The organism is Pseudolabrys sp. FHR47, assembly GCF_005153485.1.
In the GTDB taxonomy this organism is placed as follows: Bacteria; Pseudomonadota; Alphaproteobacteria; order Rhizobiales; family Xanthobacteraceae; genus Pseudolabrys.
Genome location: NZ_CP039740.1, coordinates 1,977,161 through 2,001,979, shown reverse-complemented (window position 1 = coordinate 2,001,979; position 24,819 = coordinate 1,977,161). Strand labels below are relative to the sequence as shown.

The 24,819-nt window shown below is 63.6% G+C and carries 35 protein-coding genes and 1 pseudogene; 1 reads left to right on the top strand and 35 read right to left on the bottom strand.

Annotation, left to right across the window (positions count from 1 at the left end; all coding sequences use genetic code 11):
* Positions 1–1,386, bottom strand: coding sequence for a DegQ family serine endoprotease (locus E8Q40_RS09825; protein ID WP_137044201.1), 1,386 nt, complete (start codon positions 1,384–1,386; stop codon positions 1–3).
* A 67-nt stretch (positions 1,387–1,453) separates the two neighbouring features.
* Positions 1,454–1,879, bottom strand: a complete 426-nt coding sequence (locus E8Q40_RS09820) for a helix-turn-helix domain-containing protein (RefSeq protein WP_137044200.1) — start codon at positions 1,877–1,879, stop codon at positions 1,454–1,456.
* A 115-nt stretch (positions 1,880–1,994) separates the two neighbouring features.
* Here E8Q40_RS09820 and E8Q40_RS09815 point away from each other — a divergent pair, with 115 nt between their 5' ends.
* On the top strand, positions 1,995–3,011 hold the full coding sequence (locus tag E8Q40_RS09815) for a zinc-binding alcohol dehydrogenase family protein (protein WP_137044199.1): 1,017 nt from the start codon (positions 1,995–1,997) through the stop codon (positions 3,009–3,011).
* Between the two features lie 117 nt (positions 3,012–3,128).
* Here E8Q40_RS09815 and E8Q40_RS09810 read toward each other — a convergent pair whose 3' ends face one another.
* The 33 genes and pseudogenes from E8Q40_RS09810 to rpsL form a co-directional block, all read right to left on the bottom strand.
* Positions 3,129–4,004 (bottom strand): cytochrome c, encoded by an 876-nt coding sequence (locus E8Q40_RS09810; RefSeq protein WP_246663059.1) that lies wholly within the window; start codon positions 4,002–4,004, stop codon positions 3,129–3,131.
* Between the two features lie 153 nt (positions 4,005–4,157).
* The gene (locus E8Q40_RS22385; RefSeq protein ID WP_137044198.1) at positions 4,158–5,276 is read right to left on the bottom strand and encodes a methyl-accepting chemotaxis protein; all 1,119 of its coding nucleotides are present in this window, start codon (positions 5,274–5,276) and stop codon (positions 4,158–4,160) included.
* A 203-nt stretch (positions 5,277–5,479) separates the two neighbouring features.
* Positions 5,480–5,902 carry a 50S ribosomal protein L17 gene (gene rplQ, locus E8Q40_RS09800; protein WP_137044197.1) on the bottom strand — a complete coding sequence of 141 codons (423 nt, stop codon included), beginning with the start codon at positions 5,900–5,902 and terminating at the stop codon, positions 5,480–5,482.
* A 138-nt stretch (positions 5,903–6,040) separates the two neighbouring features.
* Positions 6,041–7,069, bottom strand: a complete 1,029-nt coding sequence (locus tag E8Q40_RS09795; protein ID WP_137044196.1) for a DNA-directed RNA polymerase subunit alpha — start codon at positions 7,067–7,069, stop codon at positions 6,041–6,043.
* A 127-nt stretch (positions 7,070–7,196) separates the two neighbouring features.
* Positions 7,197–7,589 carry a 30S ribosomal protein S11 gene (gene rpsK, locus E8Q40_RS09790; protein ID WP_115517457.1) on the bottom strand — a complete coding sequence of 131 codons (393 nt, stop codon included), beginning with the start codon at positions 7,587–7,589 and terminating at the stop codon, positions 7,197–7,199.
* A 77-nt stretch (positions 7,590–7,666) separates the two neighbouring features.
* Complete coding sequence (rpsM, locus tag E8Q40_RS09785) at positions 7,667–8,041, bottom strand: 30S ribosomal protein S13 (RefSeq protein WP_115517456.1); 375 nt, start codon at positions 8,039–8,041, stop codon at positions 7,667–7,669.
* A 179-nt stretch (positions 8,042–8,220) separates the two neighbouring features.
* Positions 8,221–8,814 carry an adenylate kinase gene (locus E8Q40_RS09780; RefSeq protein WP_137044195.1) on the bottom strand — a complete coding sequence of 198 codons (594 nt, stop codon included), beginning with the start codon at positions 8,812–8,814 and terminating at the stop codon, positions 8,221–8,223.
* On the bottom strand, positions 8,811–10,142 hold the full coding sequence (secY, locus tag E8Q40_RS09775; protein WP_137044194.1) for a preprotein translocase subunit SecY: 1,332 nt from the start codon (positions 10,140–10,142) through the stop codon (positions 8,811–8,813). Before secY ends, E8Q40_RS09780 begins: the two co-directional genes overlap by 4 nt.
* A gap of 185 nt (positions 10,143–10,327) precedes the next feature.
* Entirely contained in the window at positions 10,328–10,852 is a 525-nt protein-coding gene (gene rplO / locus E8Q40_RS09770; protein WP_137044193.1) for a 50S ribosomal protein L15, read from the bottom strand.
* Between the two features lie 53 nt (positions 10,853–10,905).
* Entirely contained in the window at positions 10,906–11,103 is a 198-nt protein-coding gene (rpmD, locus tag E8Q40_RS09765; RefSeq protein ID WP_137044192.1) for a 50S ribosomal protein L30, read from the bottom strand.
* A 33-nt stretch (positions 11,104–11,136) separates the two neighbouring features.
* Positions 11,137–11,709 (bottom strand): 30S ribosomal protein S5, encoded by a 573-nt coding sequence (rpsE, locus tag E8Q40_RS09760; protein WP_137044191.1) that lies wholly within the window; start codon positions 11,707–11,709, stop codon positions 11,137–11,139.
* A gap of 31 nt (positions 11,710–11,740) precedes the next feature.
* Positions 11,741–12,103: a 50S ribosomal protein L18 gene (rplR, locus tag E8Q40_RS09755; protein WP_137044190.1), complete on the bottom strand. Its 363-nt coding sequence runs from the start codon at positions 12,101–12,103 to the stop codon at positions 11,741–11,743.
* Between the two features lie 12 nt (positions 12,104–12,115).
* Positions 12,116–12,649, bottom strand: a complete 534-nt coding sequence (gene rplF, locus E8Q40_RS09750; protein WP_137044189.1) for a 50S ribosomal protein L6 — start codon at positions 12,647–12,649, stop codon at positions 12,116–12,118.
* The gene (gene rpsH / locus E8Q40_RS09745) at positions 12,649–13,044 is read right to left on the bottom strand and encodes a 30S ribosomal protein S8 (RefSeq protein ID WP_137044188.1); all 396 of its coding nucleotides are present in this window, start codon (positions 13,042–13,044) and stop codon (positions 12,649–12,651) included. Before rpsH ends, rplF begins: the two co-directional genes overlap by 1 nt.
* 10 nt (positions 13,045–13,054) lie before the next feature.
* Positions 13,055–13,360 carry a 30S ribosomal protein S14 gene (rpsN, locus tag E8Q40_RS09740; protein WP_115517447.1) on the bottom strand — a complete coding sequence of 102 codons (306 nt, stop codon included), beginning with the start codon at positions 13,358–13,360 and terminating at the stop codon, positions 13,055–13,057.
* A 47-nt stretch (positions 13,361–13,407) separates the two neighbouring features.
* Complete coding sequence (gene rplE, locus E8Q40_RS09735; protein ID WP_137044187.1) at positions 13,408–14,058, bottom strand: 50S ribosomal protein L5; 651 nt, start codon at positions 14,056–14,058, stop codon at positions 13,408–13,410.
* A complete protein-coding gene (gene rplX, locus E8Q40_RS09730) occupies positions 14,051–14,377 on the bottom strand; it encodes a 50S ribosomal protein L24 (RefSeq protein WP_137044186.1) in 327 nt (108 codons plus the stop codon). Before rplX ends, rplE begins: the two co-directional genes overlap by 8 nt.
* The gene (gene rplN, locus E8Q40_RS09725) at positions 14,377–14,745 is read right to left on the bottom strand and encodes a 50S ribosomal protein L14 (protein WP_137044185.1); all 369 of its coding nucleotides are present in this window, start codon (positions 14,743–14,745) and stop codon (positions 14,377–14,379) included. The genes rplX and rplN overlap by 1 nt, the downstream gene beginning before the upstream one ends.
* 114 nt (positions 14,746–14,859) lie before the next feature.
* Entirely contained in the window at positions 14,860–15,108 is a 249-nt protein-coding gene (gene rpsQ / locus E8Q40_RS09720) for a 30S ribosomal protein S17 (protein ID WP_137044184.1), read from the bottom strand.
* A gap of 148 nt (positions 15,109–15,256) precedes the next feature.
* Positions 15,257–15,451: pseudogene (rpmC, locus tag E8Q40_RS22220) on the bottom strand (50S ribosomal protein L29); the annotation flags it as partial.
* A 5-nt stretch (positions 15,452–15,456) separates the two neighbouring features.
* Positions 15,457–15,870 carry a 50S ribosomal protein L16 gene (gene rplP / locus E8Q40_RS09710; protein ID WP_137044182.1) on the bottom strand — a complete coding sequence of 138 codons (414 nt, stop codon included), beginning with the start codon at positions 15,868–15,870 and terminating at the stop codon, positions 15,457–15,459.
* Between the two features lie 11 nt (positions 15,871–15,881).
* Positions 15,882–16,586 (bottom strand): 30S ribosomal protein S3, encoded by a 705-nt coding sequence (gene rpsC, locus E8Q40_RS09705; protein ID WP_137044181.1) that lies wholly within the window; start codon positions 16,584–16,586, stop codon positions 15,882–15,884.
* A gap of 10 nt (positions 16,587–16,596) precedes the next feature.
* Positions 16,597–16,983: a 50S ribosomal protein L22 gene (gene rplV / locus E8Q40_RS09700; RefSeq protein WP_137044180.1), complete on the bottom strand. Its 387-nt coding sequence runs from the start codon at positions 16,981–16,983 to the stop codon at positions 16,597–16,599.
* A gap of 10 nt (positions 16,984–16,993) precedes the next feature.
* The gene (gene rpsS / locus E8Q40_RS09695; protein WP_137044179.1) at positions 16,994–17,272 is read right to left on the bottom strand and encodes a 30S ribosomal protein S19; all 279 of its coding nucleotides are present in this window, start codon (positions 17,270–17,272) and stop codon (positions 16,994–16,996) included.
* A gap of 11 nt (positions 17,273–17,283) precedes the next feature.
* Positions 17,284–18,117: a 50S ribosomal protein L2 gene (rplB, locus tag E8Q40_RS09690; RefSeq protein ID WP_137044178.1), complete on the bottom strand. Its 834-nt coding sequence runs from the start codon at positions 18,115–18,117 to the stop codon at positions 17,284–17,286.
* Between the two features lie 10 nt (positions 18,118–18,127).
* Positions 18,128–18,427 (bottom strand): 50S ribosomal protein L23, encoded by a 300-nt coding sequence (locus E8Q40_RS09685; protein ID WP_115517436.1) that lies wholly within the window; start codon positions 18,425–18,427, stop codon positions 18,128–18,130.
* A complete protein-coding gene (gene rplD, locus E8Q40_RS09680; protein WP_137044177.1) occupies positions 18,424–19,044 on the bottom strand; it encodes a 50S ribosomal protein L4 in 621 nt (206 codons plus the stop codon). Before rplD ends, E8Q40_RS09685 begins: the two co-directional genes overlap by 4 nt.
* Before the next feature lies 1 nt (position 19,045).
* Positions 19,046–19,774 carry a 50S ribosomal protein L3 gene (gene rplC / locus E8Q40_RS09675; RefSeq protein WP_137044176.1) on the bottom strand — a complete coding sequence of 243 codons (729 nt, stop codon included), beginning with the start codon at positions 19,772–19,774 and terminating at the stop codon, positions 19,046–19,048.
* Positions 19,775–19,796: 22 nt separating this feature from the next.
* Positions 19,797–20,105, bottom strand: a complete 309-nt coding sequence (gene rpsJ / locus E8Q40_RS09670; protein ID WP_056910741.1) for a 30S ribosomal protein S10 — start codon at positions 20,103–20,105, stop codon at positions 19,797–19,799.
* 159 nt (positions 20,106–20,264) lie between these two features.
* Positions 20,265–21,455, bottom strand: coding sequence for an elongation factor Tu (gene tuf, locus E8Q40_RS09665; protein ID WP_137044175.1), 1,191 nt, complete (start codon positions 21,453–21,455; stop codon positions 20,265–20,267).
* Between the two features lie 41 nt (positions 21,456–21,496).
* Entirely contained in the window at positions 21,497–23,575 is a 2,079-nt protein-coding gene (gene fusA, locus E8Q40_RS09660; protein WP_137044174.1) for an elongation factor G, read from the bottom strand.
* A 30-nt stretch (positions 23,576–23,605) separates the two neighbouring features.
* A complete protein-coding gene (gene rpsG, locus E8Q40_RS09655) occupies positions 23,606–24,076 on the bottom strand; it encodes a 30S ribosomal protein S7 (RefSeq protein ID WP_137044173.1) in 471 nt (156 codons plus the stop codon).
* A gap of 11 nt (positions 24,077–24,087) precedes the next feature.
* Positions 24,088–24,459, bottom strand: coding sequence for a 30S ribosomal protein S12 (gene rpsL, locus E8Q40_RS09650; protein WP_056910737.1), 372 nt, complete (start codon positions 24,457–24,459; stop codon positions 24,088–24,090).
* Positions 24,460–24,819: the final 360 nt, after the last annotated feature.

The following is a 24,819-nucleotide window of genomic DNA, read 5'->3' as shown; positions in this document are numbered from 1 at the left end:
TCAGCCCCCGAACATTGCGGAGATCTTCTGCCCGCGCCGCAGGATGATGATGCGCCAGCCATTGGCCGGCGCATGCGCGATGCGATCGAGATCCCGCGTCCGGCCGATCGGCTTGCCGTTGACTTCCTGGATCACATCGCCACGCTGAAAGCCAAGGCTGCCGGCGACCGAGCCGTCGTCGGTGCCGACGATGACCACGCCTTGATCGACATTCTGCAGTTGCAGTTCATCGGCCAGCGCCGGCGAGAGATTGGCGACACGCGCGCCGGCAAAGGGCGAACGTGCGGTGATGGTGATCTCGTCACGCGGTGCGTCGGGCGCGGTCGCAAGTTCGATGGTCGCGGCCATGTCGCGGCCGCCCCGCACGATGCCAAGTTTGGCCGTTCCCCCAAGCGGCTTGGTGGCGAAGCGATAATCGAAGGCGTTGCTGTCATCGACGTCCTGACCGTCGATTGAAACAATGAGGTCGCCGGCCTTCAGCCCGGCCTTGGCCGCCGGCCCATCCGGCCGCACGCTGGCAACGAGCGCACCGGTCGGGCGCTTGAGATTGAGACCGTCGGCAATGTCGGGGGTCACGCTCTGCAGCGTGGCGCCGAGCCAGGGCCGGCGCACCCCGCTGCCGCCGGCTTTGGCGGAGGCGACCACGACGCGCACCATGTTGGCGGGAATGGCGAAGCCGACGCCCTGCGAGCCGCCGGAGCGCGAGAAGATCGCGGTGTTGATGCCGACGAGCTTGCCGCCGATATCGACCAGCGCGCCGCCGGAATTGCCGGGATTGATGGCGGCATCGGTCTGGATGAAGAATTGATAGTCGGACACGCCGACCTGGGTGCGCGCCAGCGCCGAGACGATGCCGTGCGTCACCGTCTGACCGACGCCGAACGGATTGCCGATGGCAAGCACAAGATCGCCGACCTCGAGGGCATCGGAGTTGGCGAATTCAAGGAACGGAAAGGCGGCGCCGTCCTTGATGCGCATCACGGCCAGATCGGTGCGCGGGTCCTTCAGCACCACGGTCGCCTCGAACTCGCGCTTGTCCGCGAGCGAGACCTTGATCTCGTCAGCGCCTTCGATGACGTGGACATTGGTCACGATCAGTCCCGTCGGATCGACGATGACGCCGGAGCCGAGCGAGCGCTGGACCTGGTTCGGGCCGCCCGGCCCGCCGCCGAAGAAGCGACGGAAGATCGGATCGTCGAACAACGGATTGCGCGTCTGCACGGTCTTGGCGGCGTAGACGTTCACCACCGCGGGCGACACGTGTTTGACGATCGGCGAATAGGACAGCCGCACTTCATTGGCGGTCGGCACACGGCGGTCCTGCGCCGGCGCGGCCGCAGCCGAAGCAGCGACAAGAACAAGAGCGGCAACAATCGAGCGGATCATTGAGAAGTCCCGGCAACGCGATCGGAAGGAGCTTTGATCGATAAACCTGTTGGCCGAATGAAGGCGGTTACAGCCGCGCTTCGTCGGCCGGCATGGCATTGATCGGGCCGGCCTCGCCGCGCTTACGGCCCTTGAGATAGGTCTCGCCCCAGCCCTTCAGCGTCTGGATCACCGGCTGCATGGTCTCGCCTAGCGGCGACAGCCGGTATTCGACCCGCGGCGGCACCTCGGCAAACACCTGCCGCAGGATCAGCCCGGCCTGCTCCAGCTCGCGGAGTTGCTTGGTCAGCATGCGCTGGGTGATGCCATGAAGACTGCGGCGCAGGGCGTTGAAGCGCACCGGGCCGTCCTGCAGGTGGTAGAGGATCACGCCCTTCCACTTGCCGTCGATCAATTCGAGGGTCGCTTCAACCGGGCATCCGGCGGCGCAGTCATAGTCGCGCGGCGGCTTCGGCGCCCGCTTCGGCAGACGCGTCGGGGTCATCAACATCATGTAACCTCTTGATTCGTCGCATTAGTATCTTTTGAGGCACTAGATACAATAAAATTCCATACTTGCAAGATGGTGCCTGATCGAAGATGTGGAGGGTCCCATTCCGGAGACCGCCATGAAAGCCGTCGGATACCTCAAATCGCTCCCCCTCACCGATCCCAAGGCCCTCGTCGACTTCACCGCCGACAAGCCCGTCCCCGGCCCGCGAGACCTCCGCGTCGCCGTCAGGGCGATCTCGGTTAATCCGGTCGACACCAAGGTGCGGATGCGCGCCGAGCCCAAGCCCGGCGAGCCGCCCAAGGTCTTGGGCTATGACGCCGCCGGCGTCGTCGAAGCGGTCGGTTCCGAGGTGACCTTGTTCAAGGCCGGCGACGAGGTGTTCTACGCCGGGTCGATCGCACGCTCTGGCACCAACGCGGAATTCCATCTGGTCGACGAGCGCATCGTTGGCACCAAGCCGAAGTCCCTCACTTTCGCCCAAGCGGCGGCGCTGCCGCTCACCAGCATCACCGCCTGGGAAATGCTGTTCGACCGGCTCGGCGTGAAACCGACCAAGACGCCGGACGGCCGCGCCTTGCTGGTGATCGGCGGCGGTGGCGGCGTCGGCTCGGTCATGATCCAGCTCGCGCGGCGGCTGACCGGCCTCACCATCATCGCCACCGCCTCACGCCAGGAGACGCGGGACTGGTGCCTCAAGCTCGGCGCCGATCATGTCATCGACCACCACAAGCCGCTGGCCGAGCAATTGAAGGCGATCGGCCATCCGCAGGTGGCGATGGTCGCCGGCATTACCGGCACCGATCAGAGCGCGCCGCAGCTTGCCGACATCATCGCGCCGCAGGGTCAATTCGTCCTGATCGACGACCCGAAGACACTCAACGTGATGCCGTTCAAACCGAAGTCGATCTCCGTGCACTGGGAATCGATGTTCACCCGCTCGGTGTTCGGCACCGCCGACATGATCGCTCAGCACAAATTGCTCAACGAGGTGTCGGAGATGATCGACGCCGGCCTGATGATCACCACGGCGGCGCAGGAGCTGTCACCCATCAACGCCGCCAATCTGATCAAGGCACATGCCCAGATTGAAAGCGGCACGACCGTCGGAAAGGTGGTGCTCTCAGATTGGTGATGAATCACCGTCATTCCGGGGCGCTGCGAAGCAGCGAGCCCGGAATCCATATTCGCAGACAGGGGTTATGGATTCCGGGTTCGCGGCCAAAGCGGCCGCGCCCCGGAATGACAAGAGTTACTCCTTCGCCGGCACCGTGCGCAGATAGGCAACGATGGCGTCGATGTCCTCGCTCTTCATGCGCGCGTAATAGGGATATCCCATCGGCGGCTTGAGCTTGTGGCCGTCCTTCGACACGCCTTGCGTGATCGCGGCCTTGATCTGCGCATCGGTCCAGTCGCCGAGGCCCTTGGTCTTGCTCGACGTGATGTTGGCGGACACCGACTTGCCCCAAGGCCCCGGGAATTCCATGCCGCCCTTACCGAGGTCGCCGACGAAGTCCTTGCCCTTGGCGCCGAACGGCGTGTGGCATTCCATGCAGTGGCCGATGGTAGCGAGATAGAAGCCGTTCTTCACCTTGTCGCTCAGCATCGCCTCCGTGTACGGCTTCTCGCCGCCGGGGAACAGGTGATGCGGCAACTGGATCTTGTAGACCGGGTCCGCCACCTTGTTCTTCACCGGCTTCACCGTGCGCAGGTAAGCGACGATCGCGTCCATGTCGCGCTCGGTGAGAATGCCGTAGAACGACGTTGGCATCACCTCGGCGATCTGCACGCCGTTCGGGCGCTGACCTGTTCGGAGCAAATGTTTGATCTGCGCGTCGGTCCAGCCGCCGATGCCGGTTTCCTTGTCCTGCGTGATGTTCGAGGCCACGACCTTGAACGGCGGCTCGTCGAACAGCAGACCGCCCGATAGCGCCTTGGAGAAATCCGGCCCGTTCGGGCCCATGGGCGTATGGCAGTTCTGGCAGGTCATGATCGTATTGACGAGATAGTCGCCGCGCGCGACCAGATCGCCATTGGCTTGCGCCGTGGCTGTGCCGACGCCGGCGATCATCGAGATAACAAAGGCTGCGGCCGCGCCGAACGCGCCCCGCAACGGATGCTTGAGCATTTGGAGGTTCCCCCGGATGAGACATGCGCTTCTAAACGGCGCTCGAATATCACGATACCGGAAGGCTGATGTGATCGCCATCACAGGCGCGATAGTGCCCGCGGCGGCGCGGCAATAGAAACAACTGCAACTAATAGATCGGATTCACAATTTTCAGGCCGCGGCCGCGCCTGGCCTTGCGTAACCCGTGGCGCTCCGCGCCGACGTCGCCTGCCCGGCGGCGCCTTTGACGATCACGCCATACCAGCCCAACCCCTTATAGGTCTCGTAGCCGGGCGTGAGGTGGAAAGCGACAAGCGCGCCGGATTTGTCCCTGTCACAGCCACTCTTGCGCTTACCGATGTCCAGGTTGAGGCGCTCGGTGAGCAGGCCCTGGCCATCGGAAGCCGCGATCACTCGCAAATTGGCGTCGACCAGCAGCACGCGCGAAGTGTCATCGTCAACCCGCACACCTTGCACGATGGCCCGCGCCTGAGTCTCCCAATCGAAGTGGATGGCGAGAATGCCTGATGGACGGCCCCGCGCCTGACCGCCGAGCCGCACGCTGGCGCAATAGGTCGCGACCTGGGCATTGCCCAGCAGCGGCTGCCGTTCGACGTCGCCCGCGACGTAATCGTCGCCCGTGCGCAGGCCAACAGCCTGCCGGAACCACGGCGCATCGGCGACATTGCGGCCCTGCACCTTGAACTTGTCCGGCCGGCCGTTGGCGAGAATATTGCCGTCGAGGTCGCACAGCCACAGATCGAGATAGACCGTGTAAGCGCCGAGGATGACGCCGAGCCGTTCGCTGGCATAGGCGACGCGTTCCGGCCCGGGCTCGGCGGCGCAATCGACCACCGCCGAATCGGTCGCCCACCACCGCACGTCGCAGGTGCGCTCATAAAGGTTGCGGTCGATCAGTTCGACGGCATTGAGCGACAGGTCGACCATGCGTTCGCTGGTGCTGCGCTCCGTCATCTGCGCGATGGATTTCATCAGCGCGTCGGTGCGCTTGACGAGTTCGGTCTCGAGCTCGCGGGCGATGCCTTCGATACGCTGGCTGACGCCGCCGACTTCCTTGGCGACGACGGCGAAACCACGCCCCTGCTCGCCAGCCCGCGCGCTTTCGACCAGCGCGTTCAGCGCCAGCATCTTGATGTGCTCGGTGATCTCCCGGATCGTGGAGGCCTTGTCGCAGGCAATATGGTTGACCTCCGCCGTCAGGCGGGCGGTCAAGGCCGAGATGTCCGAGGTTTCCTCGTCGGCTCGCTTTGTCGATTCAAGGCGCGACATCGATTCGAGATCCGATCTTGAAAGCGACGCGAATAGACCACATCCCCTATTAGTAGCTGTTTAACATCAGCGGCATGATGAATTAAGAACGTCCGCCCAAAAAAGCGGCAATAAATACTACAGCAATGTTACGTTATTTTAGTCCAATAAAAAAAGGCGGCACCGGAAGCGCCGCCTTTTTTTTATTTATCCCGAACGCGAGGTCAGGCGTCGGCTTCTTCGCTCTGCCGCGCCTGCACCGGGCCCGAATCCAGGCCCTTGGCATCGACGTCGCGATCGACGAACTCGATCACGGCCTGCGCGGCGTTGTCGCCGTAGCGGAAGCCGGCCTTCATGATGCGGGTGTAACCGCCCTGGCGATCCTTGTAGCGCGGCGCCAGCGTGTCGAAGAGCTTCTTGACCATGTCGACGTCGCGCAGCTCCGAGATCGCCTGGCGGCGGGCGGCGAGATCGCCCTTCTTGCCGAGCGTGATCAGCTTCTCGACGATCGGGCGAAGTTCCTTCGCCTTCGGCAGAGTCGTGATGATCTGCTCGTGCTTGATCAGGGAAGCGGCCATGTTCGCCAGCATCGCCATACGATGCGAGGAATGCCGACCCAATTTCCTGTAAACTTTACCGTGACGCATCGCGTAACTCCCTGCCTCTATCCTGTTTGCACCGGACCATTCCGGCACGCCGCGGAAGGCGGCTCTCAAAAAATGCCGCGGAAGGCGGCATAAAAAAGCCGAAGCGGGCGTCATACCCGCTCCGGCCAACCGTTAAACTCAGTAGTGGTCTTCGAAGCGCTTGGCGAGCTCTTCGATGTTTTCCGGCGGCCAGCCCGGCACTTCCATGCCGAGGTGGAGGCCCATCTGCGCCAGCACTTCCTTGATCTCGTTGAGCGACTTGCGGCCGAAGTTCGGCGTACGCAGCATCTCGGCTTCGGTCTTCTGAACGAGATCGCCGATGTAGACGATGTTGTCGTTCTTGAGACAGTTGGCCGAACGCACGCTGAGCTCGAGCTCGTCGACCTTCTTGAGGAAGGCCGGGTTGAAGGCGAGGTCCGGGATCGTCTCCGCGGCCTGCTCCTTGCGGGGCTCCTCGAAATTCACGAACACGTTGAGCTGGTCCTGGAGGATGCGCGCGGCATAAGCGAGCGCGTCTTCCGGCGACACGGCGCCGTTGGTCTCGATGGTCAGCGTCAGCTTGTCGTAGTCGAGGATCTGGCCTTCGCGGGTGTTCTCGACCTTGTAGGAGACCTTGCGCACCGGCGAGTACAGACTATCGACCGGAATGAGACCGATCGGCGCGTCTTCCGGACGGTTGCGCTCGGCGGCGACATAGCCCTTGCCGGTGTTGACGGTGAACTCCATGCGAATCTCGGCGCCCTCGTCGAGGGTGCACAGCACGAGGTCCGGATTGAGCACGACAACGTCGCCGACGGTCTGGATGTCGCCCGCGGTCACGGTGCCCGGGCCCTGCTTCTTCACCACCATGCGCTTGGGGCCTTCGCCCTGCATCTTGATGGCGATGTCCTTGACGTTGAGCACCAGGTCGGTGACGTCCTCGCGCACGCCGGCGATCGAGGAGAACTCATGCAGCACGCCGTCGATCTGGACCGACTGCACCGCCGCGCCCTGCAGCGACGACAAGAGAATACGCCGCAGCGCGTTGCCGAGCGTCACGCCGAAACCGCGCTCGAGCGGCTCGGCGACGACCGTCGCGAAGCGCGACGGGTCGGACCCGGCGGTGACCTGGAGCTTGTTCGGCCTGATCAGTTCCTGCCAATTTTTCTGAATCACGTGTTCACCCATTATGAGCGTCGCTCGTTAGAAGAGCGCATCGCTGAGCCTGCCCAGCGCACCCCACCCGCCGCGTGTGGGGTCAATGAACGGCGGCGGCGGACGCGGGCGATCCCAAGCGTCCGCCTTACGAAATCAATTACACCCGGCGCCGCTTGCGCGGCCGGCAACCATTGTGCGGGATCGAGGTCACATCACGGATCGAGGTGATGGTGAAACCCGACGCCTGCAACGCACGCAACGCCGACTCGCGGCCCGACCCCGGACCGGACACTTCCACTTCAAGCGTGCGCATGCCGTGTTCCTGCGCCTTCTTCGAAGCGTCTTCCGCGGCCATCTGCGCCGCATAGGGCGTCGACTTGCGCGAGCCCTTGAAACCCATCGTGCCCGACGACGACCAGGCGATAGCGTTGCCCTGCGCGTCGGTGATGGTGATCATGGTGTTGTTGAACGACGCGTTCACGTGCGCGACGCCCGACGCGATGTTCTTGCGCTCGCGCCGGCGGACGCGGGTGGTGGCTTCCTTCGCCATAGTCAGTCAGTCCTTTTTGGCCTGTTGGCCCGTTTAAGCCCGCCTGCCGTTACGCGGCGCGGGCGCGTTCAGCTCGGTTAGGCGGTCTTCTTCTTGCCGGCGATGGTCTTCGCCGGGCCTTTACGCGTGCGCGCGTTGGTGTGCGTGCGCTGGCCGCGGACCGGCAGACCCTTGCGATGACGCAGGCCGCGATAGCAACCGAGATCCATCAGGCGCTTGATGTTCATCGACGTCTCGCGACGAAGATCGCCTTCCACCAGATATTCCTGGTCGATGAGTTCGCGGATCTGCAGGACTTCCGCGTCGGTGAGCTGCGACACGCGGCGCTCAGCCGGCAGGTTCAGCTTGGTGACGATATCCTTGGCGATCTTCTGACCGATGCCATGGATGTACTGGAGCGCGATGACGACACGCTTGTTGGTGGGCAAATTAACGCCCGCGATACGAGCCACGGATGCTCTCTCCTGTTACCGGCCAGCCGCTGTGAGGCGGCAAATTCTTGTTTCCCCGAAGGGGGTTAGGCAAAGCGTAAGACGACACCCGTCCCCCGCCCTCTGGGGGAACCGGTATCGCGCCAAACTCTTGGATACGCACTCTATTAGGGGATTCATGAGGGCTTCGTCAACCTCTGCTAGGCGGTCTTTGATGGTTTCAGGATACCATCCAAGGCAGCGGTTACCTGGTCTACCGGGGCCATGCCATCGACGCTCCTGAGCATGCCCTTGGCGTCGTAATAGCCGGCCAGCGGCGCGGTCTGGGCCCGGTACGCGTCCAGACGGCCCTTCAGGACCTCCGGTTTGTCGTCCGAGCGCACTTTCTCGCCCCGCGCGGTCATTTCCGCGACCCGGGTCTCGATGCGCTTGAGAAGGATGCCCTCGTCGACCTTGAGCTCGATCACGGCATCCAGCTTGAGACCGCGGTCGGCGAGCAGCTTGTCCAGCGCCTCGGCCTGCGGCACCGTGCGCGGGAAGCCGTCGAGCACGAAGCCCTTGCTGGCATCCGGCTGGCCGATTCGGTCGGCGATGATCGCGACCACGACCTCATCCGGCACAAGCTGTCCGGCTTCCATGATGCTCTTGGCTTTCAGGCCGACCGGCGTACCGGCCGCGACCGCTGCACGAAGCATATCTCCGGTCGAAAGCTGCACGATGCCGTGCTTCTCGACCAGCCGCTGCGCCTGCGTGCCCTTCCCCGCCCCCGGCGGGCCGAGCAGGATCAATCTCATCTATTGCGCCCCCGCAATTTGGATTTCTTGATCAAGCCTTCGTACTGATGCGCCAGCAGATAGCCCTGCACCTGCGCCACCGTGTCCATCGTCACCGATACGACGATCAGCAGCGAGGTGCCGCCGAAGTAGAACGGCACCGCCGCGTAGGAAATCAGAATTTCCGGAATCAAACAGACAATCGACAGATAGATCGCGCCGACGACGGTGATGCGCGACAGCACATAGTCGATATACTCGGCGGTACGCTCGCCCGGACGGATGCCGGGAATGAAGCCGCCATGCTTCTTCAGGTTCTCCGCCGTCTCGGTCGGGTTGAACACGACCGCAGTGTAGAAGAAGCAGAAGAACACGATCAGCGCCAGATACAGCACCAGGAACAGCGGACGGCCGTGGCCGAGCAGCGTGGTGATCGTGGTGAGCCATTCCGGGCCGGAGCCGGCATTGAAATTGGCGACCGTCGTCGGCAGCAGCAGCAGCGACGAGGCGAAGATCGGCGGAATGACGCCCGAGGTGTTGAGCTTGAGCGGCAGATGCGAGGACTGGCCCTCGAACATGCGGTTGCCGACCTGGCGCTTGGGATACTGGATCAGCAGGCGGCGCTGCGCGCGCTCCATGAACACGATAAACGCGATGACGACCACCGCCATCACGATGACCAGCAGGATGAAGCCGGTCGAGATCGCGCCCTGGCGGCCGAGCTCGAGGGTGCCGGCGATTGCCGACGGCAATTCAGCGACGATGCCGGCGAAGATAATCAGCGAAATGCCGTTGCCGATGCCACGCGCGGTGATCTGCTCGCCGAGCCACATCAGGAACATGGTGCCGCCGGTGAGCGTGATGGTCGTCGAGATCAGGAAGAACAGGCCCGGCTCGCTCACGACATTGCCGGCGCCCTGCAGGCCGACGGCGATGCCGTAGGACTGGAACAGCGCCAGCACCACGGTGAGATACCGGGTGTACTGGTTCATGACCTTGCGGCCGGCCTCGCCTTCCTTCTTCAGCGCTTCGAGCTGCGGCGACACGGTCGTCATCAGCTGAATAATGATCGAGGCCGAGATGTAGGGCATGATGTTCAGGGCGAAGATCGCCATCCGGTGGATGCCGCCACCGGAGAACATGTTGAACATGCCGAGAATGCCACCCGACTGGGTGTTGAAGAGCTGCGCCCAGGCCGTGGGGTCGATGCCGGGCAGCGGGATGTAGGTGCCGAGCCGGTAGACCAGCAGCGCGCCGACGGTGAACCAGATGCGCTTCTTGAGCTCGTCGGCCTTGGCGAGCGCGCCGAAATTGAGATTGGCTGCCAGTTGTTCCGCTGCCGAAACCATTCGCTCGCTCCTGCCGACGCCTGAAAGCCGCTCCCCCGGATCGCCGCTTGCTTGACGAGGAGTGGCGCGGCGTCTTCTTCACGTGGATCCCGCCCCTGCCACCCTATTTAGGGTCTGGCGAACGGAACCGGTAGTCGTCGCAAAGGCCCCGCCTTTTGGGCGAGGCCTCAAAATCGTCCTGGCGCTCAGGCTTCCTTGGCAGCCTTGCGCTTGTTCTTGCCGCGCGGCTCGGCGTCTTCCTCGACCACCGGCTTGAGGATCTTGACCGATCCGCCCGCCTTTTCGATCGCGGCGACGGCCGACTTGGTGGCGCCGTAAACGGCGACATCGACCTTGGCCTTCAGTTCGCCGGTGCCGAGCAGCTTCACGCCGTCCTTGGCGCGGCGCATCAGGCCAGCCTTGACCATCGCTTCGGCGTCAACCGTCGCCTTGGCGTCGAGCTTGCCGGCGTCGATCGCGGCCTGCAGCTTGCCGAGGCTGACCTCGTTGAGGCGCGCCTGGAACGCAGTGTTGCGGAAGCCGCGCTTCGGCAGGCGACGATGCAGCGGCATCTGGCCGCCTTCGAAGCCCTTGATGCGCACGCCGGTACGCGCGGTCTGGCCTTTGCCGCCGCGGCCGCCGGTCTTGCCCATGCCGGAGCCGATGCCGCGGCCGATGCGCAGGCGGTTCTTGCGGGCGCCGGGATTGTCGGCGATCTCGTTGAGTTTCATTGCTCTCGTCCTTTGATCGTCCCTCGTCGCTCAATGAGCAACGCTGGATGAAATCACTTCGTCTCTTCGACGATCCGCACCAGATGCGGCAGCTTGCGGATCATGCCGTGGGTTTGCGGCGTGTCCGGCAGCTCGCTGACGCGGCCGACCTTGTTCAGGCCGAGGCCGATCAGGGTCTGGCGCTGATCGAAATGCTTACGCAGCGGGCTGGCGATCTGCTGCACCTTCACGGTCTTCTTAGCGGTAGCCATGACCTAGAGTTCCTTACCTGTCAGTCGGCCAAATTAATCGGCGACGGCTTCGTCGGCGCCTTCGCGGCGGCGAGCCTGCAAGGCCGAGACCTTGAGGTTGCGGCGCGACGCGACCGAACGCGGCGAATCCTGGTGCTTGAGCGCATCGAAAGTCGCACGCACCACGTTGTACGGGTTCGACGAGCCGATCGACTTGGCGACGATGTCCTGCATGCCGAGCGTCTCGAACACGGCGCGCATCGGACCGCCGGCGATGATGCCGGTGCCGGGAGGCGCCGCGCGCAGATAGACCTTGCCGGCGCCGTGGCGGCCGAACACGTCGTGATGCAGGGTGCGGCCCTCGCGCAGCGCGACGCGGGTCAGCGAACGCTTGGCGGCATCGGTCGCCTTGCGGATCGCTTCCGGCACTTCGCGCGCCTTGCCGTGGCCGAAGCCGACGCGGCCCTTCTGATCGCCGACAACCACCAGCGCGGCGAAGCCGAAGCGCTTGCCGCCCTTGACCACCTTGGCGACGCGATTGATGTGCACCAGCTTGTCGGTGAACTCGCTATCGCGCTCCTCGCGGTCGCGGCTGCGCTCGCGGTCTCTGCGGGGTTCTTGTGCCATCTAATAAATCCGTTCGTCTTTACGAATGCGTTTAGAAGTTCAGCCCGCCTTCGCGGGCGGCTTCGGCCAGCGCCTTGATGCGGCCGTGATAGATGTAGCCGCCGCGATCGAACACGACGTCCTTGATGCCCTGCTTCTTGGCACGCTCGGCGATCAGCTTGCCGACCTGCTTGGCGGCCTCGATGTTGGCGCCGGTCTTAAGGCTGCCGCGCAGGTCCTTCTCGAGCGTCGAGGCGGACGCGACGGTCACGCCCTTCTCGTCGTCGATGAGCTGGACATGCATGTGCTTCGACGAGCGGAACACCGACAGGCGGGCGCGACCGCTGGACACGGCCTTGATCTTGCGCCGAACCGACGCCGTCCGCCGCGCGGTGCGGATATTGGCTTTCGACATGGCTCTCGCCCCTTACTTCTTCTTGCCTTCCTTGCGGAAGATGAATTCGTCGGCGTACTTGACGCCCTTGCCCTTGTACGGTTCCGGACCGCGGAAGGCCCGGATTTCGGCGGCGACCTGGCCGACGACCTGCTTGTCGATGCCGGTGATCACGATTTCCGTCGGCTTCGGCGTCGCGATCGCGATGCCGGCCGGGATCGGATAAACGACGTCGTGCGAGTAACCGAGCTGGAGCTGCAGGTTCTTGCCCTGCACCGCCGCGCGGTAGCCGACGCCGTTGATCTCGAGCTTCTCTTCGAAGCCCTTGCTGACGCCGGTCATCAGGTTCGACACCAGCGTGCGCGCGGTGCCGTACATCGAACGCGAGCGCTTGGTCTCGTTGCGCGGTGCAACGGTAATGGCGCCCTTGTCCATGGACACGACGACATCATCCGGCAGAGCAAGCTGCAGAGCGCCCTTGGCACCCTTCACCTTGACGGTCTGACCTTCGACGTTGGCGGTGACGCCAGACGGAACAGCGACCGGTTTTTTGCCAATACGAGACATCAGAACACCGTGCAGAGAATTTCGCCGCCGACATTGGCGTCGCGGGCGGCGTGATCGGCCATGACGCCCTTCGGCGTCGAGACGATGGCAACGCCGAGACCATTGTTGATGCGCGGCAGGTTCTTGACCGACGCATAGACGCGGCGGCCGGGCTTCGAGACGCGCTCGATTTCGCGGATGACCGGCGTGCCGTCGAAGTACTTGAGCTCGATCTCGAGCTCGCTGCGGCCGTTGGCATGCGCCACCACGGCATAACCGCGGACGTAGCCTTCGACCTTGAGCACTTCGGCAACGCGTTCGCGCTGCTTGGAGCCAGGCATCGAAACCTTGGACTTGTTACGCATCTGCGCGTTGCGGATGCGCGTGATCATATCGCCGATCGGATCGTTCACCATCTCGGCCCCCTTACCAGCTCGACTTCACAAGGCCCGGAATCAGGCCTTTGTTGCCGAGGTCGCGCAGCGCGATACGGCTGAGCTTGTGCTTGCGGTAGAAGGCGTGAGGACGGCCCGTCAGTTCGCAGCGGTTATGGATACGCACCTTGGCGGAGTTGCGCGGCAGCTCGGCGAGCTTCAGGGTCGCGGCGAACCGCTCCTCCATCGGCAACTCCTTGTTCTGCACGATCGCCTTCAGGCGCGCACGACGCGGCCCGAATTTCTTCGCCATGCGGCGACGGCGCTTGTTCTTCTCGACCGAACTCGTCTTAGCCATCTAGTTGCTCCTTGCGGTTCCGCGTATGAGCGACGGGAAATCGTCTCTCACTGCCGGAACGGGAAGTTGAATGCCGCCAGCAGCGCGCGCGCTTCTTCGTCGTTGCGCGCGGTGGTGCAGACGGTGATGTCCATGCCCCAGGTATCGGTGACCTTGTCGAAGTCGATTTCCGGGAACACTGTGTATTCCTTGATGCCGAGGCTGTAGTTGCCGCCGCCATCGAAGCTCTTCGGGTTGAGACCGCGGAAGTCGCGAATACGCGGCAGCGCGATATTCACCAAGCGATCGAGGAAGTCGTACATCTTCGCCTTGCGCAGCGTGACCTTACAGCCGATGGCCTGGCCGTCGCGCAGCTTGTAGTTCGCGATCGACTTGCGCGAGCGGGTGACGACCGGCTTCTGACCGGCAATCAGCGCCAGATCGGCAGCCGCGTTCTCGACCTTCTTGCGGTCCGCGACGCCCTCGCCAATGCCCATGTTGAGCACGACCTTGGTGATCTGCGGAATCTGCATCGGGTTGTCGTAGCCGAACTGCGTCTTCATCTGCTCGCGCACGACCTTGTCGTAGTGCGTGCGCAGACGCGCCGTGTAATCGGACGGCACCTTGGCCTTCTTGACCTTCGGGGCGTCGCCGCCGGCGGGCTTGGCGGCGGGCTTGGCCGCCTTCGGCTTCTTCTGTTCAGTCTGCGTATCAGCCATCGATTTCCGCTCCCGAGCGCTTGGCGACACGCACTTTCTTGCGGTCGGCGCCCTCGCCGATAAATTTGAAACCAACCCGGGTCGGCTTGCCGTCCTTGGGGTCCGCGATCGCGAGGTTCGACAGGTCGACCGCGCTCTCCTTGGAGATGATGCCGCCCTGCTGCTGCGCGGTCTGGCGCTGGTGGCGCTTGACCATCGCGACGCCGCGCACCAGAGCGCGGTTCTCGCCGGGGCGAACCTCGATCACCTCGCCGGTGCGACCCTTGTCGCGGCCGGTGAGCACGATCACCTTGTCGCCTTTACGGATCTTGGCAGCCATCACAGCACCTCCGGGGCGAGCGAGAGAATCTTCATGTGGTTCTTGGCGCGCAGTTCGCGCGGCACGGGCCCGAAGATACGGGTGCCGACCGGCTCGGCCTGGTTGTTGATCAGCACCGCAGCGTTGCGGTCGAAGCGGATCACGCTACCGTCGGCGCGCTTGATATCCTTGCGGATGCGCACGACGACGGCCTTCATGACCTCGCCCTTCTTCACGCGGCCGCGCGGGATCGCTTCCTTCACCGAGACGACGATGACGTCGCCGATGGTCGCGTATTTCCGCTTCGAGCCGCCGAGCACCTTGATGCACATGACGCGGCGCGCGCCGGAATTGTCGGCGACGTCGAGGTTGGTTTGCATCTGAATCATGATGCGGCTCTCGTTCCTTGCGGGCGGGCGGCCCCTTAAGACCACGGCCCCATTAATTTCTATTCGTCTTCATCGGCGAAGCGCATTGCGGCGCTTCGCGTCGAACCTCGGTCGTCAGACCTTGGCTTTCTTCTCGCCGCGGATCACTTCCCAGCTCTTGAGCTTGGAGAGCGGACGGCGCTCTTCGATCCACACCTTGTCGCCGACTTTGAACTCGTTCTTCTCGTCGTGCGCGTGGTATTTCTTCGAACGGCGAACAACCTTGCCCATGGTCGGGTGGGCAAAGCGCCGGTCGACCTGAACGACAATGGTCTTGGCCTGCTTGTCGCTGACGACGACACCCTGAAGGGTACGCTTCGGCATCTTTGACCCCTTACTTCTTCTTCGTCTTGTTGGGCTTGTTGGCGATCGCGCGCGCCGGCTCACGGGCCGGCGACGGACGCGAAGCCTTCAGGCGGCGCGACTTCGCGACCGGCTTGGCGGACTTCTGAGCCTCGGCCTTGACGGCCGGGGTCTCGCCTGCCCGCTTCTGCGAGGCGATCGTCTTCAGCCGCGCGATGTCGCGGCGGATGACGCGCACGCGCGCGGTGTTCTCGAGCTGACCCGTGGCCCGCTGAAAGCGCAGATTGAACTGCTCCTTCTTGAGCTTGAGCACTTCGTCGTCGATCTGGTCGAGTGTCATCACTCGGGCGTCGGAGGCTTTCATGGTCGTCACTCGGCGATACGTTCAATGAAACGGGTCTTGACCGGCAGCTTGGCTGCGGCGAGCGCCAGGGCTTCCTTGGCGATGGCCGGGCTGATGCCGTCGACCTCGAACAGGATCTTGCCCGGCTTGACGCGCACCACCCAGAGCTCGGGCGAACCCTTGCCCTTGCCCATGCGGACTTCGATCGGCTTCTTCGACACCGGCACGTCCGGGAACACGCGAATCCAGACGCGGCCGGCGCGCTTCATGAAGCGGGTCAGCGCACGGCGGGCGGCCTCGATCTGGCGCGCGCTGACGCGCTCCGGCTCGAGCGCCTTGAGGCCGTACTGGCCGAAGGCCAGCGTGGCGCCCGAAGAGGCGGAGCCGTGGATGCGGCCCTTGAAGGCCTTGCGGAACTTGGTTTTCTTTGGCTGCAGCATGACTCTATCTCTTACGCCGCGTTTTCACGGCGCGAACGGCCGCCGGTGTCGCCTTCGGCGAGCTTCTTGTCCTGCGCCATCGGATCGTGCTCGAGGATTTCGCCCTTGAAGATCCAGACCTTGACGCCGCAGGTGCCGAACGTGGTGAAAGCCGTGGCGACGCCGTAATCGACGTCGGCGCGCAAGGTGTGCAGCGGCACGCGGCCTTCGCGGTACCACTCCATGCGCGCGATTTCCGAACCGCCGAGGCGGCCCGAGCAGTTGATGCGGATGCCTTCGGCGCCGAGACGCATCGCCGACTGCACGGCGCGCTTCATGGCACGGCGGAACGCGACGCGGCGCTCGAGCTGCTGCGCGATCGACTCGGCGACCAGCTGCGCGTCGAGCTCCGGCTTGCGGATTTCGACGATGTTGATGACGACGTCGCTGTCGGTCAGCTTGGCAACGGTCTTGCGCAGCTTCTCGATGTCGGCGCCCTTCTTGCCGATCACGACGCCCGGACGGGCCGAGTGAACGGTGACGCGGCACTTCTTGTGCGGTCGCTCGATGATGATCTTGGACACCGCGGCCTGCTTCAGCTCCTTCATCAGAGCCTCGCGGATCTTGATGTCCTCGTGCAGCAGCGTGCCGTACTCGGTCTTGTTCGCGAACCAGCGCGAATCCCAGGTCCGGTTGATGCCGAGGCGCAGACCGATCGGATTGATTTTTTGACCCAATGAAGCCTCCTCAGGCCTTAGCCGCGGCTTCGACCTGACGAACGACGATCGTCAGATGCGAAAACGGCTTCAGAATTTGACCGACGCGGCCGCGGCCGCGTGGGGAAAAGCGCTTCATGACGAGCGACTTTCCGACGTGAGCCTCGGCGACGATGAGATCGTCGACGTCGAGGTCATGATTGTTCTCGGCGTTGGCGATCGCCGACTCGAGGCACTTGCGCACATCCTTGGCGATGCGCTTGCGCGAGAATTCGAGGTCGGCGAGCGCGCCCGCGACCTTCTTGCCGCGGATCATCTGCGCGACGAGATTGAGCTTCTGCGGCGACACCCGGATGTTGCGGGTCACCGCCTTGGCTTCGTTGTTCGGGAGGTCCCGATCGCGTGAACGCTTGCCCATATCTCTATCCTCAGGCCTTCTTCGCCTTGCGGTCGGCGCTGTGGCCGTGGAACGTGCGGCTCGGCGAGAACTCGCCGAACTTGTGGCCCACCATCTCCTCGGTCACCAGCACCGGAACGTGCTTCTGGCCGTTGTAGACGGTGAAGTGCAGGCCGACGAACTGCGGCAGGATGGTCGAGCGCCGGCTCCAGATCTTGATCATGTCGTGGCGGCCGGACGCGCGCGCGGCTTCCGCTTTCTTGAGCAGAAAGCCGTCAACGAACGGGCCTTTCCAGGCTGAACGGGTCATCGCTGCAAATCCTACTGCTGCTTCTTCTTACGGTCGTGACGGCTGACCATAATGAATTTGTTGGTGCGCTTGTTCTTGCGCGTCTTGGCGCCCTTGGTCGGCTTGCCCCACGGGGTGACCCAGTGCTTGCCGCCCTTGGTACGGCCGCCATGCGGATGGTCGACCGGGTTCATCATGATGCCGCGGTTGTGCGGCATGCGGCCGCGCCAGCGCTGACGGCCGGCCTTGCCGATCGTCGTGTTCATGTTGTCGGGGTTCGACACCGCGCCGATCGTGGCCATGCAGCGGCCGTGAACCAGGCGCTGCTCCGAGGTCGACAGACGCAGGATGACGTAATCCTGGTCGCGGCCGACGATCTGAACGTAGGTGCCGGCCGAACGCGCGAGCTGGCCGCCCTTGCCGATCTTGAGTTCGACGTTGTGCACGATGGTGCCGACCGGAATCGCGCCGAGCGGCATCGCATTGCCCGGCTTCACGTCGGCCTGGTCCGCCGAGACCACCTTGTCGCCCGGGGCCAGACGCTGCGGCGCCAGGATGTAGGAGAGCTCGCCGTCCTCGTACTTGATCAGCGCGATGAACGCCGTGCGGTTCGGATCGTATTCGAGACGCTCGACCGTCGCCACCATGTCCTTCTTGGCGCGGCGGAAATCGATGACGCGATAAGCCTGCTTGTGACCGCCGCCGCGGAAACGCGACGTGATGCGGCCGTGATTGTTGCGGCCGCCGGTCGAGTGCTGACCTTCGGTGAGCGCCTTCACCGGCGCGCCCTTGTACAGCGTCGTGCGATCGACACTGATCAGGTGACGCTGGCTCGGGGTCGTCGGATTATATGTCTTGAGTGCCATCGCCGACCTCTTACAGACCCGTGGTCACGTCGATGCGGTGGCCCTCTTCGAGGGTCACAACAGCGCGCTTCACGTCGGACTGCTGTCCGAGCCTATTGCGGAACGCCTTGATCTTGCCCTGGCGCACCAGCGTGTTGACGTTCTTGACCTTCACGTCGAACAGCTTCTCAACCGCTTCCTTGATCTGCGGCTTGGTCGCGTCGCGACGGACCTTGAAGGTCACCTTGTTGAACTCCGACGCCATGGTCGCCTTTTCGGTGATCACGGGCGAGAGAATGACGTCGTAATGACGGGGATCGCTGGTGCTCATTTGAACCGCGCCTCCAGCGCGTCGACGGCGGCCTTGGTGAGGACCAGCGTCTTGCGCCGCATGATGTCGTAGACGTTGATGCCCTGGATCGGCAGCACGTCGATGTTCGGGATGTTGCGCGCCGCGATGGCGAAGTTCGCCTCGAGCTCGGCGCCGTCGATGATCAGCGCATTGGCCAGCGACAGCTTGCCGAACTGCGCGGCGAGCGCCTTGGTCTTGGCTTCGGCGAGCGAAGCCTTGTCCACGATAAGAATGGCGCCGTCCTTGGCCTTCGACGACAGAGCGTGCTTGAGCGCGAGAGCGCGCACCTTCTTCGGCAGGTCGATGGCATGGCTGCGCACGACCGGACCGAAGGCACGACCGCCGCCGCGGAACTGCGGCACGCGAGCCGAACCGTGACGGGCGCCACCGGTACCCTTCTGGCCGTACATCTTCTTGCCGGTGCGCCAGACCTCGGAACGATCCTTGGTCTTGTGCGTACCGCGCTGACGGCGGGCGAGCTGCCAGTTGACGCAGCGCTGAATGATGTCGGCGCGCGGCTCGAGGCCGAAGATGTCGTCCGACACCTTCACCGAGCCCGCTTCCTTGCCTTCCAGCGTGGTGATCTTGAGATCCATGTTATGCGCCCTCCTTCTCGGCGGCGGCCTCGGGGGCCGGAGCCTCGGCGCTTTCAGCCAGGCGGAACTTGCCCGGCTTGGCGGCTTCCTTCGGCAGCTTCTTCTTCACCGCGTCACGCACGGTGATCCAGCCACCCTTGGAGCCCGGCACCGCGCCTTCGACCATGATCAGGCCGCGCGCGACGTCGATCTTGGCGACCTTGAGGTTGAGCGTGGTGACACGGTCGGAGCCCATGTGGCCCGCCATCTTCTTGTTCTTGAAGGTCTTGCCCGGGTCCTGACGGCCGCCGGTCGAACCGATCGAACGGTGCGAGATCGACACGCCGTGCGAGGCGCGCAGACCGCGGAAGTTCCAGCGCTTCATGCCGCCGGCAAAGCCCTTACCAACCGAGATGCCGCAGACATCGACGAACTGGCCTTCGATGAAGTGGTCGGCGGTGATTTCCGCGCCCACCGGGATCAGCCCGGCTTCGTCGACGCGGAATTCGGCGAGCTTGCGCTTCGGCTCGACCTTCGCCTTGGCGAAGTAGCCGCGATCGGCCTTGCTCATGTTGCCAGCGCGACGCGAGCTCGAACCGAGCTGCAGCGCGACGTAACCGTCCTTGTCCTTGGAACGGTGGGCAACGACCTGGCACTCCGCGAGACGGAGAACCGTGACCGGAACGTGCTCACCGCCATCGGTGAACAGCCGGGTCATACCCACTTTTTGTGCGACGACACCCGTGCGCATCTTTCTAATCCTTCACCCGGCCTTACAGCTTGATCTCGACGTCGACACCGGCCGCCAGGTCGAGCTTCATCAGCGCGTCCACTGTCTGCGGCGTCGGATCGACGATGTCCAAGAGACGCTTGTGCGTGCGCATCTCGAACTGTTCACGGCTCTTCTTGTCGACGTGCGGCGAGCGGTTCACGGTGAACTTCTCGATGCGCGTCGGCAGCGGAATCGGCCCACGCACCTGCGCGCCGGTGCGCTTGGCGGTGTTGACGATCTCGCGCGTCGACGCATCGAGCACGCGATGGTCGAACGCCTTGAGCCGGATCCGAATATTCTGGCCGTTCATTTGTCTGTCTCTCTGGACTGTCATCATCCGTTCAAACGGATGATCCAGTATTCGCTACCTGCTCGTTGTCCCTGCCCGGACACGGGAAACGGTTTGTCCCGCGCACATTCAGGATTGCCGAGCCCCCGCCCTGTTCGGACGGGGGCCCAAGCGACTTGCTTACTCGATGATCGACGCCACGACGCCGGCGCCGACGGTGCGGCCGCCTTCACGGATGGCGAAGCGCAGCTTCTCTTCCATCGCGATCGGCACGATCAGGTGCACTTCCATGGCGACGTTGTCGCCCGGCATCACCATTTCGGTGCCGGCCGGCAGGTGCACGACACCGGTCACGTCGGTGGTGCGGAAGTAGAACTGCGGACGGTAGTTGGTGAAGAACGGCGTATGACGGCCGCCCTCTTCCTTGGTGAGGATGTAAGCCTCAGCCTTGAACTTGGTGTGCGGCTTGACCGAACCCGGCTTGCAGAGCACCTGGCCGCGCTCGACTTCCTCGCGCTTGGTGCCGCGGAGCAGCGCGCCGATGTTGTCGCCGGCCTGGCCCTGATCGAGCAGCTTGCGGAACATTTCGACGCCGGTGACGGTGGTCTTCTGCGTCGGCTTGATGCCGACGATTTCGACTTCCTCGCCAACCTTGACGATGCCGCGCTCGACACGGCCGGTGCAGACGGTGCCGCGGCCCGAGATCGAGAACACGTCTTCGACCGGCATCAGGAACGGCAGGTCGACCGGACGCTCCGGCTGCGGGATGTATTCGTCGACGTTCTTCATCAGCTCGAGGATGGCTTCCTTGCCGAGCTTCGGATCCTTGTCTTCCAGCGCCATCAGGGCCGAGCCCTTGATGATCGGGATCTTGTCGCCCGGGAACTGGTACTTCGACAGGAGCTCACGGACTTCGAGCTCGACGAGCTCGAGCAGTTCCGGATCGTCGACCATGTCGCACTTGTTCATGAACACGACGATCGCCGGCACGCCGACCTGGCGGGCGAGCAGGATGTGCTCGCGGGTCTGCGGCATCGGGCCGTCGGCAGCCGACACGACCAGGATCGCGCCGTCCATCTGCGCGGCGCCGGTGATCATGTTCTTCACATAGTCGGCGTGGCCGGGGCAGTCGACGTGGGCGTAGTGGCGGTTCGTCGTCTCGTACTCGACGTGAGCGGTCGAGATGGTGATGCCGCGCGCCTTCTCTTCCGGCGCCTTGTCGATCTGGTCGTAGGCCGTAAAGGTCGCGCCGCCGGTCTCAGCGAGCACCTTGGTGATCGCCGCGGTCAGCGACGTCTTGCCGTGGTCGACGTGACCGATGGTGCCGATGTTGCAGTGCGGCTTATTGCGGTTGAATTTCTCTTTGGCCATGGATCTCTCCGTTCAGAAACCTAGAGTTTGTTGATCGCCGATTACGCGAACTTCTTTTGAACTTCCGCCGACACGTTGGCGGGCAGTTCAGCGTAATGGTCGAATTGCATGGTGAAGGTCGCGCGGCCCTGAGACATGGACCGCAACGTGTTGACGTAACCGAACATGTTCATCAGCGGCACCATCGCGTTGATCACGTTGGCGTTGCCGCGCATGTCCTGGCCCTGGATCTGGCCGCGCCGCGAGTTCAGGTCGCCGATGACCGAGCCGGTGTAGTCTTCCGGGGTCACCACTTCGACCTTCATGATCGGCTCGAGCAGAACCGGCTTGGCCTTCTGCATGGCTTCACGCAGCGCCGCGCGCGAAGCGATTTCGAAGGCGAGCGCCGACGAGTCGACGTCGTGATAGTTGCCGTCCACGAGGCGAACCTTGAGGTCCACCACCGGGAAGCCGGCCAGGATGCCCGAGTTCAGCACCGACTCGAGACCCTTCTCGACGCCCGGGATGAACTCCTTCGGCACCGCGCCGCCGACGATCTCGTTCTCGAATGCGAACGGCGTGCCCGGCTCGGTCGGCTCGGCGATGATCTTGACGCGCGCGAACTGGCCCGAACCGCCGGTCTGCTTCTTGTGGGTGTAATCCACTTCGGCCGGCTTGGTGATCTTTTCGCGGAACGCCACCTGCGGCGCGCCAATGTTGGCGTCGACCTTGTAGGTGCGCTTCAGGATGTCGACCTTGATGTCGAGATGGAGTTCGCCCATGCCCTTGAGGATGGTCTGGCCACTCTCCTGGTCGGTCGACACGCGGAACGACGGATCTTCCGCGGCGAGCTTGGCGAGCGCAACGCCGAGCTTTTCCTGGTCGGCCTTCGACTTCGGCTCGATGGCGATTTCGATGACCGGCTCGGGGAACTCCATCTTCTCGAGGATCACCGGGGCCTTCGGATCGCACAACGTATCGCCGGTGCGGGTTTCCTTCAGGCCGGCCAGCGCGACGATATCGCCGGCATAGGCTTCCTTGATGTCTTCACGGTTGTTGGCATGCATCAACAACATACGGCCAATGCGCTCTTTACGCTCTTTGGTCGAGTTGATGACGCCGGTGCCGCTCATCAGCGTGCCGGAATAGATGCGGCAGAAGGTGATGGTGCCGACGAAGGGGTCGTCCATGATCTTGAACGCCAGCAGCGACAACGGCGCCTCGTCCTTCGGCTCACGGGTGGTCTCTTCGTTATTCTTGTCCGGATCGATGCCCTTAATCGCCGGCACGTCGAGCGGCGACGGCAGATAATCGACGACCGCGTCGAGCAGCGGCTGCACGCCCTTGTTCTTGAAGGCCGAGCCGCAGAGCACCGGATAGAAGGCGCCGGTGATGACGGCCTTGCGGATGAGCTTCTTCAGCGTATCGACGTCCGGCTCCTTGCCGTCGAGAAACGCGGTCAGCGCATCGTCGTCGAGTTCGACGGCGGCTTCGACCATCTTCTCGCGATATTCCTTCGCCTTGTCGGCAAGGTCGGCCGGAATGTCGACGGTGTCGAACTTGGCGCCGAGCGCCTCGTTGTTCCAGACGTAAGCCTTCATGATCACGAGATCGACCATGCCGGTGAAATTGTTTTCCGCGCCGATCGGCAGCTGGATCGCAATCGGCTTGGCGCCGAGGCGGTCGACGATATCGTCCAGACACTTGTAGAAGTCGGCGCCCGTCTTATCCATCTTGTTGGCGAAGACGATGCGCGGCACGCGATATTTGTCGCCCTGACGCCAGACGGTCTCGGTCTGCGGCTCGACGCCCTGGTTGCCGTCGAGCACAACGACGGCACCGTCGAGCACGCGCAGCGAACGCTCGACTTCAATGGTGAAGTCGACGTGGCCGGGGGTGTCGATGATGTTCAGGCGCTTGCCGTTCCAGAAAGCGGTCGTCGCGGCCGACGTGATGGTGATGCCGCGCTCCTGCTCCTGCTCCATCCAGTCCATCGTCGCGGCACCTTCGTGCACTTCGCCGATCTTGTGCGACTTGCCGGTGTAATAGAGAATCCGCTCGGTCGTCGTCGTCTTGCCCGCATCGATGTGGGCCATGATGCCGAAGTTGCGGTAATTCTGGATTTCGTGAGCGCGAGCCATAGTCGTCGTTCCTGAATGCTTGCGCCGCTGTTACCAGCGGTAGTGCGAGAACGCGCGGTTGGCTTCCGCCATCTTGTGCGTGTCTTCGCGCTTCTTGACGGCATTGCCGCGGTTGTTCGAGGCATCGAGCAGCTCGGCCGAGAGACGCTCGGTCATGGTGCGCTCGTTGCGATCGCGGGCGGCGTTGATGATCCAGCGGATGCCGAGAGCCTGACGGCGAGTCGTGCGGACTTCGACCGGCACCTGATAGGTGGCGCCGCCGACGCGACGCGAGCGAACCTCGATCGAGGGCATCACGTTGTCGAGCGCCTGCTGGAAGACGGTCAGCGGATTGGCCTTGGTCTTCGCTTCGATGGTCGAGAGCGCGCCATAGACGATCGTTTCGGCGACCGACTTCTTGCCGTCGTACATGACGGCGTTCATGAACTTCGAAACGACGATGTTCCCGTACTTCGGATCCGGGATGATTTCGCGCTTCTCTGCGGCGTGACGGCGGGACATGTGCGGACCCCTTACTTCGGACGCTTCGCGCCGTATTTCGAACGGCGCTGCTTGCGGTTCTTGACGCCCTGCGTGTCGAGCACGCCGCGCAGGATGTGATAGCGGACGCCCGGCAAGTCCTTCACGCGACCGCCACGGATCATGACCACCGAGTGCTCCTGGAGGTTATGACCCTCGCCCGGGATGTAGCCGATGACTTCGAAGCCGTTGGTCAAACGAACCTTGGCGACCTTACGAAGCGCCGAGTTCGGCTTCTTCGGGGTCGTCGTATAGACGCGGGTGCACACGCCACGCTTCTGCGGGGACGCCTGCAGCGCCGGCACCTTGTTGCGCGCCTTGAGCGGGTGGCGCGGGTTCGCAATCAACTGGTTGATCGTCGGCATCGTTCGCCTTCGTTACGTGTTGAACCTTTGCAGGTCCGGAATTGTTGTGAGCGCGTCCCGTAAGAGGTGTGCGCCCGGCATCGTCGTCGTGCGGCCCGCGAAGGCCGCGCGTTCTCTTTCCGTGCGTTGTCCGCACGCAAAACGAAATCGCGCCATCCGCTTTCAATCAGCGGGGGCGCTTTCCCGTTCTGACGAAGGCGCGCCATCGCGAGATGACGAGCATCCGTTCACGTCTGAACTGACAGTGGCTGTCAGCGACAGCGTTTGAGCTTCTTTGATCGAGGCGAAGGCGCCGGAAACCCGCGAAAACCTGTAGGATTTTCAGTGGATGGCCCGGGCGGCCGTTCCGATCAGACGAAG